At 59.3% G+C, this 17,043-nt stretch carries 18 protein-coding genes; 11 read left to right on the forward strand and 7 right to left on the reverse strand.

Translation table 11 applies throughout. The features are described from left to right. Window positions 1-69: 69 nt before the first annotated feature. The 4 genes from mnmE to hemE form a co-directional block, all read right to left on the reverse strand. Entirely contained in the window at window positions 70-1,383 is a 1,314-nt protein-coding gene (mnmE, locus tag ACIQUB_RS23945; RefSeq protein ID WP_402932853.1) for a tRNA uridine-5-carboxymethylaminomethyl(34) synthesis GTPase MnmE, read from the reverse strand. 147 nt (window positions 1,384-1,530) lie between these two features. Continuing rightward, window positions 1,531-2,796, reverse strand: a complete 1,266-nt coding sequence (rho, locus tag ACIQUB_RS23950; protein ID WP_018901115.1) for a transcription termination factor Rho — start codon at window positions 2,794-2,796, stop codon at window positions 1,531-1,533. 194 nt (window positions 2,797-2,990) lie between these two features. Continuing rightward, window positions 2,991-3,527, reverse strand: a complete 537-nt coding sequence (hemJ, locus tag ACIQUB_RS23955) for a protoporphyrinogen oxidase HemJ (protein WP_018901116.1) — start codon at window positions 3,525-3,527, stop codon at window positions 2,991-2,993. A 2-nt stretch (window positions 3,528-3,529) separates the two neighbouring features. After that, window positions 3,530-4,564 carry a uroporphyrinogen decarboxylase gene (hemE, locus tag ACIQUB_RS23960; protein ID WP_402932857.1) on the reverse strand — a complete coding sequence of 345 codons (1,035 nt, stop codon included), beginning with the start codon at window positions 4,562-4,564 and terminating at the stop codon, window positions 3,530-3,532. 402 nt (window positions 4,565-4,966) lie between these two features. Between hemE and ACIQUB_RS23965 the strand changes: the two genes are divergently transcribed. Genes ACIQUB_RS23965 through dnaQ form a run of 5 tightly spaced genes read left to right on the forward strand, consistent with a single transcriptional unit; the run spans window position 4,967 to window position 8,589 of the window. Beyond that, window positions 4,967-5,788, forward strand: a complete 822-nt coding sequence (locus ACIQUB_RS23965) for a pyruvate, water dikinase regulatory protein (RefSeq protein ID WP_047509125.1) — start codon at window positions 4,967-4,969, stop codon at window positions 5,786-5,788. Between the two features lie 34 nt (window positions 5,789-5,822). Further along, the gene (locus ACIQUB_RS23970) at window positions 5,823-6,422 is read left to right on the forward strand and encodes a Maf-like protein (RefSeq protein ID WP_113238235.1); all 600 of its coding nucleotides are present in this window, start codon (window positions 5,823-5,825) and stop codon (window positions 6,420-6,422) included. After that, window positions 6,415-7,272 (forward strand): shikimate dehydrogenase, encoded by an 858-nt coding sequence (locus ACIQUB_RS23975; RefSeq protein WP_113238236.1) that lies wholly within the window; start codon window positions 6,415-6,417, stop codon window positions 7,270-7,272. The genes ACIQUB_RS23970 and ACIQUB_RS23975 overlap by 8 nt, the downstream gene beginning before the upstream one ends. Continuing rightward, window positions 7,272-7,883 carry a dephospho-CoA kinase gene (gene coaE / locus ACIQUB_RS23980; protein WP_113238237.1) on the forward strand — a complete coding sequence of 204 codons (612 nt, stop codon included), beginning with the start codon at window positions 7,272-7,274 and terminating at the stop codon, window positions 7,881-7,883. Before ACIQUB_RS23975 ends, coaE begins: the two co-directional genes overlap by 1 nt. Next, window positions 7,876-8,589: a DNA polymerase III subunit epsilon gene (gene dnaQ / locus ACIQUB_RS23985; RefSeq protein WP_113238238.1), complete on the forward strand. Its 714-nt coding sequence runs from the start codon at window positions 7,876-7,878 to the stop codon at window positions 8,587-8,589. Before coaE ends, dnaQ begins: the two co-directional genes overlap by 8 nt. A gap of 48 nt (window positions 8,590-8,637) precedes the next feature. Here the strand turns inward: dnaQ and secB are convergent, their stop codons facing one another. Both secB and ACIQUB_RS23995 read right to left on the reverse strand, forming a co-directional pair. Further along, window positions 8,638-9,114 carry a protein-export chaperone SecB gene (gene secB, locus ACIQUB_RS23990; RefSeq protein ID WP_018901123.1) on the reverse strand — a complete coding sequence of 159 codons (477 nt, stop codon included), beginning with the start codon at window positions 9,112-9,114 and terminating at the stop codon, window positions 8,638-8,640. A 95-nt stretch (window positions 9,115-9,209) separates the two neighbouring features. Next, the gene (locus ACIQUB_RS23995; protein ID WP_112973941.1) at window positions 9,210-9,710 is read right to left on the reverse strand and encodes an FxsA family protein; all 501 of its coding nucleotides are present in this window, start codon (window positions 9,708-9,710) and stop codon (window positions 9,210-9,212) included. A 126-nt stretch (window positions 9,711-9,836) separates the two neighbouring features. Here ACIQUB_RS23995 and ACIQUB_RS24000 point away from each other — a divergent pair, with 126 nt between their 5' ends. The 5 genes from ACIQUB_RS24000 (at window position 9,837) to gyrB (ending at window position 15,173) form a co-directional block, all read left to right on the forward strand. Next, a complete protein-coding gene (locus ACIQUB_RS24000; protein ID WP_018901125.1) occupies window positions 9,837-10,541 on the forward strand; it encodes a Tim44/TimA family putative adaptor protein in 705 nt (234 codons plus the stop codon). Then, window positions 10,534-11,652 carry a murein transglycosylase A gene (locus ACIQUB_RS24005; RefSeq protein WP_402932865.1) on the forward strand — a complete coding sequence of 373 codons (1,119 nt, stop codon included), beginning with the start codon at window positions 10,534-10,536 and terminating at the stop codon, window positions 11,650-11,652. The genes ACIQUB_RS24000 and ACIQUB_RS24005 overlap by 8 nt, the downstream gene beginning before the upstream one ends. Continuing rightward, on the forward strand, window positions 11,652-12,230 hold the full coding sequence (locus ACIQUB_RS24010; RefSeq protein WP_113238241.1) for a Smr/MutS family protein: 579 nt from the start codon (window positions 11,652-11,654) through the stop codon (window positions 12,228-12,230). Before ACIQUB_RS24005 ends, ACIQUB_RS24010 begins: the two co-directional genes overlap by 1 nt. Continuing rightward, window positions 12,227-12,604 (forward strand): helix-turn-helix domain-containing protein, encoded by a 378-nt coding sequence (locus ACIQUB_RS24015; RefSeq protein ID WP_018901128.1) that lies wholly within the window; start codon window positions 12,227-12,229, stop codon window positions 12,602-12,604. The genes ACIQUB_RS24010 and ACIQUB_RS24015 overlap by 4 nt, the downstream gene beginning before the upstream one ends. Before the next feature lie 133 nt (window positions 12,605-12,737). Further along, on the forward strand, window positions 12,738-15,173 hold the full coding sequence (gyrB, locus tag ACIQUB_RS24020; RefSeq protein WP_402932869.1) for a DNA topoisomerase (ATP-hydrolyzing) subunit B: 2,436 nt from the start codon (window positions 12,738-12,740) through the stop codon (window positions 15,171-15,173). 65 nt (window positions 15,174-15,238) lie between these two features. On the opposite strand, the gene ACIQUB_RS24025 is transcribed toward gyrB, so the two are convergent. Further along, the gene (locus tag ACIQUB_RS24025) at window positions 15,239-15,832 is read right to left on the reverse strand and encodes a nitroreductase family protein (protein WP_113238243.1); all 594 of its coding nucleotides are present in this window, start codon (window positions 15,830-15,832) and stop codon (window positions 15,239-15,241) included. Between the two features lie 238 nt (window positions 15,833-16,070). Between ACIQUB_RS24025 and ACIQUB_RS24030 the strand changes: the two genes are divergently transcribed. Then, on the forward strand, window positions 16,071-16,913 hold the full coding sequence (locus ACIQUB_RS24030) for a fumarylacetoacetate hydrolase family protein (RefSeq protein ID WP_113238244.1): 843 nt from the start codon (window positions 16,071-16,073) through the stop codon (window positions 16,911-16,913). The last annotated feature ends 130 nt before the right edge of the window (window positions 16,914-17,043 follow it).

Consider the following 17,043-nt stretch of genomic DNA (forward strand, 5'->3'; position numbering starts at 1 on the left):
CCGTCCCGCGAGTCAAGACGTTTCACGTGAAACCACGTTTTTCAGCGTCGTCGCAGTGTTTCACGTGAATCATTTGCCAATACAGAATTCGCCGAAGATCACGTCGAGCAAATTCTCCACATCGACCCGACCGGTGATGCGGCCAAGCGCGACACCGGCCATGCGGAGCTCCTCCGCTCTAATGTCCAGGTCAACATGCTCGTTAGCGATGGCTCGCTCGATAGCTGCGATACATTCCGCTAACGAATCGTTGTGGCGCGTGCGGGTAGGGATAGCAAACAAATGCGGAGGTACCATCTCGCGCAACCGATCTCCGATCGCCTGCCGCAGTTGGTCCAAGCCGGCGCCGGTTTCCACAGAGATCCTCACATCGTATGGATTCGATGAGATGCTGGGCAAGTCCGCCTTCGTTCCAACGCGCAACGCAGACGACGGGGCAGTGCTGTCGTCTGAAAGAACGGACATGTCCTCTATATAGATAACGAGATCCGCGGCCTCCATTGCGGTGCGTGCGCGCCGAATGCCCTCCCGTTCGACGACCTCTTCTGTCTCACGCAATCCCGCAGTATCGTAGAGCTTGACGAGAAATCCATCGATATCGAGGTCGGTGGATAATACATCGCGCGTCGTTCCGGCGATATCCGTAACGATCGCAATGTCGCGCCTCACAAGTGCATTCATCAGGCTCGATTTTCCCGCATTGGGCAGTCCGGCGATAACAACCTTGAAGCCGTCTCTGATGATCTCGCCTGTCTTCGCCATACCAAGATGCTGACGAATCTTGTTGGCAAGCTCGGTCATGTCCGACCAGACCTGGTCCGACACCGAGCCAGGAACGTCGTCCTCGTCAGGAAAATCAAGTTCAGCCTCGATCAACGCACGGCCGCGCGTCAATCGCTGTGCCCAAGCTTCATAGACGGCCGAGAGTCCGCCGGAACTCTGTTCAAGAGCGAGGCGACGCTGCATCTCTGTCTCTGCGGAGATCAAATCCGCAAGACCTTCGATCTCCAGTAGGTCAAGCTTCCCGTTTTCGAAAGCACGTCGGGAGAACTCGCCAGCCAAGGCTTGTCGCAGCCCATCAAACGAGTTCAGCTCCCGATAAACCGCACTTACGACAGCGCGGCCGCCATGAAGGTGAAACTCGACGACGTCTTCCCCGGTAAAGGAGTTAGGTCCGGGGAAGAACAGCACAAGGCCATTGTCGAGTGCCTCACCGTTACGGGTTCGAATCGTTCGCAGGGAGGTGGTACGGGCAGGGACGGTACCTGAGACCATGCTACCCATCACATCCACGGCCCGTGGACCGCTTATACGGATGACGGCCAAGCCGGCGGGAACGGCGCCGCTGGAAAGCGCATAGATCGTCTCTGTGAATTCCGCCACGGACACACTCCAATTGATACGATACCGAATCGATCGTTTATCCGCCTGAGTGAGTGTCGTCGGTCTACTTCAGTCAGGCTCATAGAAACAGAAAAGCCGGCCAAGACAGCGGCCGGCTTTAGTTGATTGAATCCGGCTAAGGATAAATCAGGTGTTCATCGATTCGAAGAAATCGGAATTACTCTTCGTCTGCTTCAGCTTGTCGATGAGGAACTCGATCGCATCGGTCGTGCCCATCGGCGCCAGGATGCGGCGGAGAACGAAGATCTTCTGCAGATCCTGGCGTGGAACAAGCAGGTCTTCCTTACGCGTGCCGGACTTGAGAATGTCCATCGACGGGAAGATGCGCTTGTCGGCGACCTTGCGGTCGAGAACGATTTCCGAGTTACCGGTACCCTTGAACTCTTCGAAGATGACTTCGTCCATACGGCTGCCAGTATCGATCAGCGCGGTCGCGATAATGGTCAGCGAACCACCTTCTTCGATGTTACGCGCCGCGCCAAAGAAGCGCTTCGGGCGCTGCAGTGCGTTGGCATCAACACCACCGGTCAGAACCTTACCGGAAGAAGGAACAACCGTGTTGTAAGCGCGGCCGAGGCGCGTGATCGAATCGAGAAGGATCACGACATCGCGACCATGTTCGACAAGGCGCTTGGCCTTCTCGATGACCATCTCGGCGACTTGCACGTGGCGGGTTGCCGGCTCGTCGAATGTCGAAGAAACGACTTCACCCTTAACCGAGCGCTGCATGTCCGTCACTTCTTCGGGACGCTCGTCGATCAGGAGAACGATGAGATAGCATTCCGGGTGATTGGCAGTGATCGAGTGCGCGATGTTCTGCAGGAGAACCGTCTTACCCGTACGCGGCGGTGCGACGATCAGACCACGCTGGCCCTTACCAAGCGGCGCGACGAGATCGATCACGCGCGACGAGAGATCCTTGTTGGTGGGAATCTCAAGTTCCATCTTGAAGCGCTCGTTCGGATAGAGCGGCGTCAGGTTGTCGAAGTGAACCTTGTGACGGATCTTTTCCGGATCGTCGAAGTTGATCGTGTTGACCTTCAGCAGCGCGAAATAGCGCTCGCCTTCCTTCGGTCCGCGGATCGGGCCTTCAACCGTATCGCCAGTCTTCAGCGAGAAGCGGCGAATCTGGGAGGGGGAGATGTAGATGTCGTCGGGACCGGGGAGGTAGTTAGCGTTGGCAGACCGCAGGAAGCCGAAGCCGTCCTGCAGAACTTCGACCACGCCTTCGCCGATAATCTCGACGTCCTGGCTGGCAAGAACCTTGAGTATTGCGAACATCAGCTCCTGCTTGCGCATCGTGCTGGCATTCTCGACCTCGAGCGATTCGGCGAATGCCAGAAGATCGGTCGGGGATTTACTCTTAAGTTCCTGAAGCTTCATTTCAGACATGAAGTGTCCATTACTCTATAATTTTGAGGGGAAAGGCGATGTCGAGACAGTAACCGGTCCTGCGAGGAGCCCGCAGACGATCGAACTTTACATACATGCCACAAGGATGAGGTGGACGGAAAATAGCGAGTCAGTTCCCCCGCCGCAAGGGGGCTGCTTAAAATGAAGCAAATTTAACCCATCAGCCGGCTGCGTCAAAATGGCTTGACGACGACAAGGATGACGATAGCGATCATCAAAACGGTCGGCGCCTCGTTCATGAATCGCCAGTAGCGCGCCGAACGCCGGTTCTCGTCACGCTCGAATGCCTTTGCCGCACGGCTGAAAAACACGTGCACGCCGGTCAAGAGAACGACAAGCCCGATCTTCGCGTGCAGCCATCCGCCCTGGAACCCATAAACCGACCACGAGAGATACAGCCCGAAGATCCAGGTCAGCATCATCGCCGGGTTCATGATCACCTTCAGCAGACGGCGTTCCATGACCTTGAAGGTTTCCGACTGCACCGAGCCGGGCTCGGCATCGGTGTGGTAGATGAACAATCGCGGCATGTAGAACAGCCCGGCCATCCACGAGATCACGGCGATGATGTGAAGCGCCTTGATCCAGAGATAGAGCGTATCCGGATTCCAGACGAAGAGACCGACCGCCAGCGCCACGAAGAAGGCGATGGCGATAAAGGCGCGCCGGCGCGCATAGGAACCGGGTCTCTCGTCGATCTGGCGTTCCATGGTCAAACCCTTCCGCCGCGAACACGCTCGACAAGCAGCCGAACATTTTCAGGATCGGCCTGCGGGGTAATTCCATGCCCGAGGTTGAAGATCAGCGGACCGTTCCCCAGCCGCTGCAGGATATCATCGATACCCTCTTCAAGCGCGGCGCCGCCAGCAACCATCCGCATCGGATCGAGGTTACCCTGCACCGGACCATCCTTCTGCAGCTCGGCCGCGAAGTCGAGGGGGACGGACCAATCAAGGCCGATCGCATCCGCCTTCGTCTTCTGGCGATAGGTCTTCAAGAGATAGCCCGCGCCCTTAGCAAAAGCGATGATCTTGGCATTCGGTCGACGCGCCTTGATCAAGGCGATCATCCGCGCCACGGGTTTCACGGCAAATGCTTCGAACTCACGCTCGCCGAGCACGCTCGCCCAGGAATCGAAAATCTGCACGGCATCGGCGCCGGCATCGATCTGCGCGACGAGATAATCTGCCGAAACATCCGCCAGCAACATCAGTAGCTTTTCGAAAGCCTTCGGATGCCGATAGGCGAACAGACGGGCAGGGGCCTGGTCGGGGGTACCATGGCCGGCGATCATATAGGTCGCAACGGTCCAGGGAGCGCCACAGAAGCCGAGCAGCGTCGTTTCGGTTGGCAGATCACTCCTGAGACGTCGAACAGTCTCCAGCACAGGTTCCAGATGCTGCAGCATGCGGCTGCCATCCAGACCATCGATACCATCGACGTCAATCGGATCCATCTCCGGCCCATGCCCCTCGGTGAAACGCACATTGCGCTTCATCGCATCGGGAATGACGAGAATGTCGGAGAATAGAATGGCAGCATCAAAGCCATAGCGCCGGATCGGCTGCAGCGTGACCTCGACTGCGTGATCCGGGGTGTAACAGAGATCGAGGAAGCTTCCAGCCTTGGCTCGCACCTCTCGATACTCCGGCAGGTATCGCCCTGCCTGCCGCATCAGCCAGATGGGGGGAGGGCTCAATGTTTCCCCGTCCAGAACCCGCATGATCTTCCGGCGCATTTCACTCAAGCGCTTCTTCCCTATAAAAAATCAAAGATATTTATAAGGTTTCTATTTCTTAGAGTCGGTGACTATCAAGGATTAAAATCCATCCACGTCCGATACCAATTGTCACTGTTTCGCGAGCTGCTCGGGAAGAAAATCGCGCAATTCGATGTCAGAAACAGGATTGGCACGAAATCCGATACAATTTCAATGAGATATAGGCTTAGATGAAATTCGCCAAGCTGTGGACAAGCTGTGGCTATCCGACGAACAGCCGCAGACTTTCCACAAAACCAACAGCCCATCTTTCCCGGCCTCCAAAGAATCCGAAATGTGGAAAACCAGGCATGTTTTCCCTTGCCTAACCCCCGGCGCGTCTCGTAGCTCTCCGTCATCCAGTGTTTTCAACAGGCAGCGGAAAATAGCGTGGAGAACCGTACGAACTTCTTCCATCTGCATCTCATTTCTGACTCGACGGGCGAAACGCTGATTTCGGCCGGCCGCGCGGCATCGGCGCAATTCAAGTCGGCGCAGCCGATCGAGCATGTCTATCCGCTGATCCGCAATCGCAAGCAGTTGCTGACAGTCCTGCAGGCGATCGATGGTGAACCGGGCATCGTGCTCTACACGATCGTGGACCGCGAGCTCGCCACGTTGATCGACGAGCGTTGCCTCGAAATGGGCGTCGCCTCGGTCAATGTGCTCGAGCCCGTTCTCAATGCGTTTCAGATCTACCTCGGCGCACCGTCGCGCCGCCGGGTCGGCGCCCAGCATGTCATGAACGCCGGATACTTCGCGCGCATCGAAGCGCTGAACTTCACGATGGATCATGACGACGGCCAGATGCCGGACGATTATAATGACGCCGACGTCGTCATTATCGGCATCAGCCGTACATCGAAAACGCCGACCAGCATCTATCTCGCCAATCGCGGCATCAAGACCGCCAACATTCCGATCGTCTATGGCGTGCCCCTGCCGGAAAGCCTCTTCGAAGCGACCAAGCCCCTGATTGTCTGCCTGATCGCCACCACCGATCGCATCTCCCAGGTCCGCGAAAATCGCGACCTCGGCGCGACGCCCGGCTTTGATCGTGGCGACTACACTGATCGAGCCGCCATATCGGAAGAGCTGAAATATGCCCGCTCGCTTTGCGCCCGCCACAACTGGCCGCTCATCGACGTGACCCGCCGTTCCATCGAGGAGACGGCGGCGGCAATCGTTGCCCTGCGTCCCAAGCTGCGCTAAGCGCTGTCCCTAGCCAACCGCGCCGAGAGCAAAGATGATACCGAAACTCATACTCGCCTCCTCCAGCCCCTTCCGTCGCATGCTGATGGAAAATGCCGGCTTGTCCTTTGAGGCTCATCCCGCGAAGGTTGATGAGCGCGCCATCGAAGCGCCGCTCGAACGGGATGGCGCAACGCCTGACGCGATCGCGCTGGTCCTCGCCAAGGCCAAAGCCAGGGAGGTGAGTGATCGCTCGCCGGGCGCGATTGTGATCGGTTCAGATCAGACCATGTCGCTGGGGCAGCGCACATTTCACAAGCCGAAGAGCATGCAAGATGCGGTCAGCCATCTCACCGCGCTATCCGCGCAGACCCATCGGCTGAACAGTGGGGTCGCGCTCGCCTATAACGGCGACATCATCTGGGAGCATGTCTCGCGTGCCGAACTGACGATGCGTCCGCTCACCGATGATTTCATCAAACGGCACCTGAAGCGGGTCGGCGAGCGCGCCTTGAGCAGCGTCGGCGCCTACCAGCTCGAAGGGGAGGGCCTGCAGCTCTTCTCGAAAATCGATGGCGACTACTTCACCATCTTGGGGCTGCCGATGCTGCCGCTTCTGGAAAAACTGAGAGAATTGGGTGCGATCGATGGATGATTCACGTGAAACAATCGGCCCGCGCGCCTTCGTCACCGGCTTTCCCGTCAAGCATTCGCGCTCGCCGATCATCCATGGATATTGGCTGAAGTCGCTGTCGCTCGAGGGAAACTACCGCACCCATGAAGTCGCACCAGATGACTTTCCGGCTTTCATCCAATCTTTGAAATCAGGCGCTTCGGGTTTTGTCGGCGGCAACGTAACGATCCCGCATAAGGAAATCGCATTCAAGCTGGCTGACGAGCCGGACGATCTCTCGCGCGAGCTTGGCGCCTCCAACACGCTCTGGCTCGAGGACGGCAAGCTGAAGGCCACGAACACCGATGGCCGTGGCTTCACCGCAAATCTGGATGAACGCCATCCCGGCTGGGACAAGGTACGATCGGCGGTCATCCTGGGTGCCGGCGGCGCCAGCCGTGCCGTCATCCAGGCCGTTCGCGATCGCGGGATCAAGGAGATCCACCTCGTCAACCGTACCGTCACCCGCGCGGTCGAGCTCGCCGATCGTTTTGGAGAAGCCGTGCATCCGCATCCGATGACGGCTCTGTCCGAAGTAATGAAGGGTGCAGGCCTCTTTATCAACACCACCTCGCTCGGCATGGAAGGGGAGGCCGCGCCCGAAATCGACTTCTCGCCGTTGCAGCCGGACGCCGTTGTCACCGACATTGTCTACGTACCGCTGAAGACGCCCATTCTAGCGCAGGCTGAGGAACAGGGTTTCGCGACCGTCGATGGTTTGGGTATGTTGCTGCACCAGGCCGTACCCGGTTTCGAGAAATGGTTCGGCAAGCGGCCCGTTGTCGATGAAACGCTTCGCGCCCTGATCATCGCGGATATGGAAAAGCATTGATGCTGAAAATCGGACTGACCGGCTCGATCGGGATGGGCAAGTCGACCACGGCAAAGCTGTTTGCCGATGCCGGTCTGCCGGTCAATGATGCCGACGCCGTCGTCCATGATCTTTATGCCGGCGCCGCGGCACCGCTCATCGATGCGGCTTTTCCAGGCTCCGTGAAAACTGGCACGGTCGATCGCCAGGAATTGGGCCGGCAGCTTGCGTTGCGCCCAGAAGGCTTCAAGCAGCTGGAGCAGATCGTCCATCCTCTTGTCCGCGAGCGCGAGGCGATGTTCCTCGACGCGCAGCGCGGGCAGGGCACAATGATGGTCATTCTCGACATACCGCTGCTTTTCGAGACTGGCGCCGCCGATCGCGTCGATGTCGTCGTCGTCGTCAGCTGTGATCCACAGATTCAGCGTGAGCGGGTACTTGCGCGTCCGAACATGACGGAAGAGAAATTCAATATGATTCTCTCGCGCCAGACACCCGATGCTGAAAAGCGCCGGCGCGCGGATTATGTGATCGACACCGGTCACGGCATCGATGAGGCGCGCGAACGGGTTGGCGCCATCATCGCGGACTTGAGACAGCGGATAGCGAATGGAGATTTCCCGAATGCGTGAAATCATTTTCGATACGGAAACCACCGGGCTTGATAACCGCACCGATCGCATCATCGAAATCGGCGGCATCGAACTCTTTAATCACTTTCCGACCGGAAAGACGCTGCACATCTATATCAATCCGGGTGACCAGAAGGTCCATCCGGACGCGCTCGCCGTTCACGGGATCACCGACGAGTTCCTGAAGGACAAGCAGCCCTTCGCGGCGGTGGTCCAGGAAATTCTGGACTTCTTCGGCGAAGGAAAGTGGATCGCCCACAACGCCACCTTCGACATGGGCTTCATCAATGCCGAGTTGGCGCGGCTTTCGCTGCCGCCGATCTCTCCTGAAAATGTGATCGATACATTGTCGATGGCCCGGCGCAAGAATCCGATGGGCCCGAACTCGCTCGATGCGCTTTGCCGTCGCTATGGGATTGATAACTCACATCGCGCCAAACACGGCGCCTTGCTCGACTCCGAACTGCTTGCTGAAGTCTATATCGAGATGATCGGCGGTCGCCAGACGGCGCTTGGTCTTGGTGTGGCGCAGAACAACGGCGCCTCGGAACGCAATGACAGCGATGACGATATTGTTCTGGTCGCGCTAGAGCGGCCGCGGCCGCTTGCACCGCGCCTCAGCGTAACCGAAGCCGAGCAGCATGATGCGTTGATTGCCAAGCTCGGCCAGAAGGGCATCTGGGCCAAATACGATCGCCCAAACTAAAATGCCCGGGCGCTGGCCCGGGCATCTCGGTGGTCATTTTATCAGCAATTAGTTCGCCTGAACCTTTGCACGGGCCTGCTCTTCGGCAACGCGCTGGGCAAACATCTGCGAGAAATCGATCGGATCGATCATCAGCGGCGGGAAGCCACCGTTGCGGGTGACGTCCGCGATGATCTGGCGTGCGAACGGGAAGAGCATGCGCGGGCACTCGATGAAGAGAACCGGCAGCATGTGTTCCTGCGGGAAACCAGCGATCCGGAAAACGCCGCCATAGACGAGCTCCGTGTGGAATACCGTCTTGTCGCCTTCCTTGGCTTCGGCGTTCAACGAGAGAACGACGTCGAAGTCCGTGTCGGAAAGCGGGTTAGCGTTGACGTTGACATTGATGTTGATGGCCGGTGCCTTGTCGCGGGCCTGCAGCGAACGCGGTGCACCAGGATTTTCGAAGGAAAGGTCCTTGGTGTACTGTGCTAGAATGGTAAGGCTCGGGCTCGTTGCGCCGTTATTGCTGTTTTCGCTGTCCATTGGCTTTTCCTCGAGGGCATTGGATTTCGCCGCATCTATCATTTCGACGATGTCGTTACAACCCTAGGCCAGCCAGCGCTAATCTAGCAAGAGCCTCATTCGCCAAGGCTTTTACCGGACCAGGGCGACTTGCCGTTCGGGTCGCGCTGATAATCGTCCGCATCGAGATCGACGACGGTTGCGTTGTTGTCCCGATAAGGCGAGTGCGCCGACGTGCGGGACGGTCCGGATGCACCCACCACCACGAAACGGCGGCTCACATAATTCCACGCGAGATCCCGCACCGCGGGGATGAAGATGAGCAGCGCAACGATATCGCTGATGAAGCCTGGAATGATCAGGAGCAGCGCGGCGATGACGAACATTGCCGGCCGCAGCAGCTCGCGGCCGGGCACAGCGCCGGCCCGTCCTTCCATCGACATGCGCTGCAGGATGCCGATACCCTGCCGGCGCAAGAGCATCATGCCAGCCACGAAACTCAGCATGACCAGTCCGAGCGTTGCCCAAAGGCCGATCGCCTTGCCGACAATCACGAAGCCCGCGATCTCGGCCAAAGGCATGAGCAGCAGAAAACCAGGCAGCATTGTAAGGCGCATTATTTCTCTCCGGCTCTCACCGGTCTCCATTGAAATCGGCCCAACGTACCGGACCCATTTGAATCATCTGTATATGCAGACTATATGGGTATACAAATTCTAGATGTTAACAGATTGCGGCGGGATATGGGTTCAAACGACTTCATCACTTTGTTTTTTCTCGTGGCGGCGGTGCTGATATTTTTGCAGCTGCGCAATGTCCTTGGCCGACGCACGGGAAATGAGAAGCCGCCACGCGATCTCTATACGCCGCGCGATGCCGCCGGTCCCGAGACGCCGGATGCCGGAAAGGTCGTAACCCTGCCGCGCCGCGATGCGGCAGGCGAGGAAGAAGACCGCTTCGCGGCCATCGACGCCTTCGCGCCAGCCGGCACGCCGCTCAATGAATCGCTGCGGGAGATGAACAAGGCCGATCCTTCCTTCAACCCGAAGGAATTCGTCAACGGCGCCCGCATGGCTTATGAAATGATCGTGATGGCCTTTGCCGATGGCGATCGCAAGACGCTCAAGAATCTGCTGTCCAAGGAAGTCTACGAAGGCTTCGATGCGGCGATCGCAGATCGTGAGAGCAAGGGCGAGAAGGTCAAGTCCACCTTCGTCGGCATCGACAAGGCTGAAATCAAGAATGTCGAGGTCAATGGCAGCGAAGCGCAGATCACCTTGCGCATAATCAGCCAGATGATTTCCGCGACCTACGACAAGGCCGACGTACTCGTTGACGGTGACGCCGAAACCGTTGCGGAGATCAACGACCTCTGGACATTCGCGCGCGACACCCGCTCGCGCGATCCGAACTGGAAACTCGTGGCCACCGAATCGGAACATGAGTGATGATGAACGAGGCTTTGCCCTCGAGGCGATAGCATTTGACGATCTGGAGGGCTGGCGGGATGATGATCCCTCCAGCCTTTTCGAGGCTATGGAAGCCTGTCGTCAACATATCGAACAGACCAAGCCTTACCGCACCGGATTGCTAGGCCTGACCAGCGCCGATCTCCTGGATCTGTTGCAGGCCGCGCGCGATGTACGACCAACATCGGCGAGCGAGGCGCGCGCCTTCTTCGAAGCGCACTGTCGACCCTTCAGGATCAAGCGAACCGACGGCCGACCCGGTTTCGTCACCGCCTTTTACGAGCCCGAGATAACCGTCTCAGCCAGTCCCGACGACGAATACCGCTTCCCATTTTACCGCCGCCCCGACGATCTGATCGACCTCGACGATCACAACCGCCCCGCCGAATTGGACCCCAGCTACATGTTCGGCCGCCTGCGCGCAGGAACGATTGAGCCCTATCTCGACCGCGCCGCCATCGACAAAGGCGCGCTGGAGGGGCAGGGGCTGGAAATTTGCTGGGCAAAATCCAAGGTCGACGTCTTCTTCGTGCATGTCCAGGGCGCCGCACGCCTGCGCTATCCCGACGGGCGCACGGGGCGCATCACCTATGCCGCCAAGGCTGGCCATCCGTTTTCAGCGATCGGCAAACTGCTGATCGATCTCGGCGAGATCGACCGGGCGAACATCTCGATGCAATCGATCCGGCATTGGCTCGCGATCAATCCGGACCGTGTCGATGACATCCTCGCGCACAATCGCTCCTACATTTTCTTCCGCGAAGTCGAGATCGACAACGTGTCTGTCGGTCCCATCGCGGCCGCCAAGGTGCCGCTTATCGCAGGACGGTCGCTTGCCGTCGATCGCCTGATCCACACCTTCGGCTTTCCGTTCTACATCCACTCGCAAAGCCTGCTGCATCTGCAGGGTGGGAAGCCCTTCCAGCGCCTGATGCTGGCGCTCGATACCGGCTCGGCCATCGTTGGCCCGGCGCGGGGCGACATCTTCACCGGCTCCGGCGACGCGGCCGGCGAGCTTGCCGGCACCGTGCGCCATGACGCCGATTTCACCATCCTGATCCCGAATAATGCCGCCGTGAGGTTTGCGTGATGGCGAAGGATCGCAAGCTCAGCTCCGATGAACGCATCCTTTGGGGCAAGGTCGCGCGCAGCACGCGCCCCATGCCCGGCAACGCCGGCGCAATGAACGAGTTCGATGCCTTCCTGGTGGAGGCCGAAAAGGAAGCGGACGCCGCCAACCTGAAAACCGCTACCGCACCGAAATCGGTCGCCGGCGCCGGCGGCCAGCAGGAACCTGCAGCCTCGCCGAAGCCCACGGGCGGCATCCATCACCCGCTGGAGCGCCCGGTCAAGCGCAAGATCGCCAAGGGCCGCCTCGCGCTCGAGGCCCGCATCGATCTCCATGGCCTCGTTCAGAGCGAAGCGCACATCATGCTGCTTGAGTTCCTGATGCGGGCCCATGATCGCGGCATGCGCCATGTTCTCGTCATCACCGGCAAGGGCAGTTCGCTCGGCAGTGATGGCGCGTTGAAGCGCGCCGTGCCGATGTGGTTCTCCAAGCCCGAATTTCGCTATCTCATCTCGTCTTACGAGGCGGCGGCGCAGCACCATGGCGGCGAGGGCGCGCTCTACATCCGCTTGTCTCGTCGCGTGGGCGATCGGCTATGACGCCGTTCGGGGAGGCGATCCGCAAGCTGAGAGAGCGCAAGGGGGTGTCGCAGAAGCAGATGGCCGAGGCCTTGAACGTCTCTCCCGCCTATCTCTCGGCACTCGAACATGGAAAGCGCGGCGTCCCGACGTTCGATCTTCTGCAGCGCATCGCCGGCTACTTCAACATCATCTGGGATGAGGCTGACGATCTGTTCCTGATCGCGCGCTTTTCCGATCCGCGAATTGTCATAGATACGTCAGGTTTGGCGGCCGAATACACGACCTTCGCCAACCGTTTGGCGGGGTCTATTCGCCATCTGGATGAGGCGACCCTGGCAAAACTGTCGGAGGTTCTCGAAAATGCGGAAAACGCTGACGGAAAACGGTCATAATCCCCTGTTTTATGCGCTCTTGGCGACCGCTGGCATTGGGAACTTCATGCAAAAACCCTATATTCAACGTGATTAAGGCCGGTGATTCGCCCGCGTGTCACCACGGCATCGACAACAGGGAATTCTCGACAATATGACCGATACACCCGCGACGGAAAACGGCGTTAGCACCGAGTATGGCGCAGACTCGATCAAGGTCCTGAAAGGTCTTGACGCCGTGCGCAAGCGCCCCGGAATGTATATCGGTGATACCGATGACGGCTCCGGCCTACATCACATGGTCTACGAAGTCGTCGACAACGCCATCGACGAAGCCTTGGCCGGTCATGCCGACATCGTCACCGTCACGCTCAATGCCGATGGTTCGGTCACCGTGACCGACAACGGCCGTGGCATCCCGACGGACATTCACAGCGGCGAAGGCATTTCGGCTGCCGAAGTCATCATGACCCAGCTGCATGCCGGTGGTAAGTTCGACCAGAATTCCTACAAGGTCTCCGGCGGTCTGCACGGCGTCGGCGTTTCCGTCGTCAACGCGCTATCCGTCTGGCTGAAGCTGAAGATCCGCCGCCAGGGCAAGATCCACGAGATGAGCTTCACGCATGGCGTGTCGGATGCCCCGCTCAAGGAGACCGGCGATTCCGGTGGCCTGACCGGCACCGAAGTCAGCTTCATGCCGAGCTCCGAAACCTTCACGATGATCGAGTTCGATTTCAACACGCTCGAACACCGCCTGCGCGAACTTGCCTTCCTCAATTCCGGCGTTCGCATCCTCCTGACCGACAAGCGCCATTCCGACGTGCGCCAGGAAGAGCTGCTTTATGACGGCGGTCTCGAAGCCTTCGTCTCCTATCTCGATCGCGCCAAGAAGCCGCTGGTCGAGCGTCCGGTCGCCATTCGCGGCGACAAGGATGGGATCACCGTCGAAGTCGCGATGTGGTGGAACGACAGCTACCACGAGAACGTGCTCTGCTTCACCAACAACATCCCGCAGCGTGACGGCGGCACCCATATGGCCGGCTTCCGCGCCGCGCTGACCCGCCAGATCACCTCTTATGCCGATACCTCGGGCATCACCAAGAAAGAGAAGGTTTCTCTGACGGGTGACGATTGCCGCGAAGGCCTGACGGCTGTTCTCTCGGTCAAGGTGCCGGACCCCAAGTTCTCGTCGCAGACCAAGGACAAGCTCGTCTCGTCCGAAGTTCGCCCAGTTGTCGAAAATCTCGTCAGCGAAGCGCTGAGCACCTGGCTGGAAGAACATCCGGCTGACGCCAAGATCCTCGTCGGCAAGGTTGTCGAAGCCGCGGCCGCGCGCGAAGCCGCCCGCAAGGCGCGCGAACTGACGCGCCGCAAGGGCGCGCTCGATATCGCCTCGCTTCCCGGCAAGCTTGCTGATTGCTCCGAGCGCGATCCATCCAAGTCCGAAGTCTTCCTCGTCGAGGGTGACTCCGCAGGCGGTTCGGCCAAGCAGGGTCGCTCGCGCGAAAACCAGGCCATCCTGCCGCTGCGCGGTAAGATCCTGAACGTCGAGCGCGCGCGCTTCGATAAAATGCTGTCGAGCCAGGAAATAGGCACGCTGATCACCGCGCTCGGCGCCGGTATCGGTAAGGACGAATTCAACGCCGACAAGCTGCGCTATCACAAGATCATCATCATGACGGACGCTGACGTCGACGGCGCGCACATCAGAACGCTGCTCTTGACCTTCTTCTTCCGCCAGATGCCGGAACTGATCGAGCGCGGCCACATCTACATCGCCCAGCCGCCGCTCTATAAGGTGTCGCGCGGCAAGTCGATCCAGTATCTGAAGGACGAAAAGGCGCTCGAGGAATACCTCATCGCTCAGGGTCTCGATGACGCTGCGCTGACGCTCGGCAGCGGCGAAGTCCGCGTCGGTCAGGATCTGCGCGAAGTCATCGTCGATGCGCTGCGCCTGCGCGCGCTGCTCGATAATCTGCATTCGCGCTACAATCGTGCGGTCGTTGAACAGGCAGCCATCGCCGGCGCGCTCAACGCCGAAGCGATCAGCGATGGTGCCCGCGCCCAGGAACTGGTGGCCGAAGTTGCACGTCGCCTCGACGTGATCGCCGAGGAAACCGAGCGTGGCTGGGAAGGTGGCCTGACGAGCGAAGGCGGTCTGCGTCTCGAGCGCATGGTTCGCGGCGTAAAGGAAGTCGTGATCCTCGACATGGCGTTGATCGGTTCGCAGGATGCACGCCTGATCGACCAGATGTCGGCTCGGCTGAAAGAAATCTACCAGACGCCGCCGAAGCTGACGCGACGCGACGGAAACCTGGAACTGTCGGGTGCGCGCGAACTGCTGGAAGCCGTTTTCGCAAGCGGCCGCAAGGGCTTGACCATGCAGCGCTACAAGGGCCTTGGCGAAATGAACGCCGAGCAGCTTTGGGAAACCACGCTCGATCCGAACGTCCGCTCGCTGCTGCAGGTGCGAGTCAGCGATGCCACGGACGCCGATGGTCTCTTCGCCCGCCTGATGGGCGATGAGGTCGAGCCGCGCCGCGAATTTATCCAGGAAAACGCACTCAACGTCGCCAATCTCGACATCTGATCGCTGGCATTTATCGAAATAACGGCCCTGCAGCTCCAGCTGCCGGGCCGTTTTTTATTGCACCATTATCCGGCTACGAATTTACCCTTGAAGGCGACTTCGGCGAGCGGCTTGCGCTGGCTGGGGAATTCACGCTCCTGGTTGCGCTCAGAAAGCACACTCTTGTCGGCAAGGCGCCCAAAGGCAATGCCCGCCTCCACCCGGTAGCCTTCCGGGATGGCGAATGTGTCGCGGATCTCATCATGCTTGATGCCGCCCATCCCATGGGCATAAAAGCCTGAGAGCTTGGCCTGCAGCGCGAGATAGCCCCAGGCGGTGCCGGCGTCGAAGGAGTGCGTATAGCTCTTGCGCCCCTCGGAAAAGTCGCCGCTGAAGCCCTTTGACACGACGAAGATCAGCGCTGACGCATTCTTCGCCCATTCCTGATTGGACTCGACCAGCAGCGATACGAATGCGTCCCAGTCGTCGGAGCCCTTCAGCGTGTAGATGAAGCGCCACGGCTGCTGGTTGGCGGAGGAGGGCGCCCAATGCGCGGCGTCCAGCACGGTCATGAGATCGGCTTCGTCGATGATCTCGCCGGTAAAGGCGCGGGGCGACCAGCGGTCGAGAAAGATCGGCTCGATCGGGTATTGGGATTCGCGGCTGTTGCTCTTTGTCATGATCTTTCCGATGGTTGGTGGCGCGGTGCCGGGGTCTCCTCGGCAAACGCAGTCTTGTCACTCTTATGCGTCCGTCAAGATATGTGGGCACCACGCGCCGGAAAGACAGTGGCCCATCGCCCGGATTTTTGCCGGACTTTTAAACGAGCGTACCGCTCGCACGAAAAGCCGTAATGACACCGGTGAATAATTCGTTCATAGGTGATGGAAACATGGTTCACGCTGAGGAGGATATTCGATGAAGCTCATGCGCGTTGGAGAGATCGGCCAGGAAAAGCCGGCAATGCTGGATGCGGACGGCAAGATCAGGGATCTGTCCGGCCATGTATCCGATATCGCGGGCGCGTCGATCTCGCCTGAGGGCTTGGCCAAGCTGGCGGCGATCGACCCGAAAACCCTTCCCGAGCTTCAGCCCGGCCGCATCGGCGCCTGCGTCGCCGGCACCGGCAAGTTCATCTGCATCGGCCTCAATTTCTCCGACCACGCCGCCGAAACCGGCGCCGCTGTGCCGCCGGAACCCGTCATCTTCATGAAGGCTACCTCGGCCATCGTCGGCCCGAACGACAACGTTCTCATCCCGCGCGGCTCCGAGAAGACCGATTGGGAAGTCGAGCTTGGCGTCGTCATCGGCAAGACCGCGAAATATGTCAGTGAAGCCGACGCGCTCGACTATGTGGCGGGCTATTGCGTCTCGCATGACGTCTCCGAGCGCGCCTTCCAGACGGAGCGCGCCGGACAATGGACGAAGGGCAAGTCCTGCGACACCTTCGGCCCGATCGGCCCATGGCTGGTGACCAAGGACGAGATCGCCGATCCGCAGAACCTCGGCATGTGGCTGAAGGTCAATGGGGAGACGATGCAGAACGGCTCGTCGAAGACCATGGTCTATGGCGTCGCCTTCGTCGTTTCCTATCTTAGCCAGTTCATGTCGCTGCATCCCGGCGATGTCATCTCTACCGGCACCCCTCCCGGCGTTGGCATGGGCATGAAGCCGCCGCGTTTCTTGCGCGCAGGCGACGTTGTCGAGCTCGGCATCGACGGTCTCGGCACGCAGAAGCAGACATTTCAGGCCGATCTCTAGGCGTTTGATGAGTGTTAAGCATTTGAGCGCAGCATCATGCCGGGGAGAGAATCCCCGGCATTTCTTTATTGCGGTGCGGATCGCTCATGTTGCTGTGCAACAAAAACCTGTTACTGTGCGTTGAGATGCC

It is taken from the genome of Rhizobium sp. NPDC090275 (assembly GCF_044772225.1).
GTDB lineage: Bacteria > Pseudomonadota > Alphaproteobacteria > Rhizobiales > Rhizobiaceae > Rhizobium.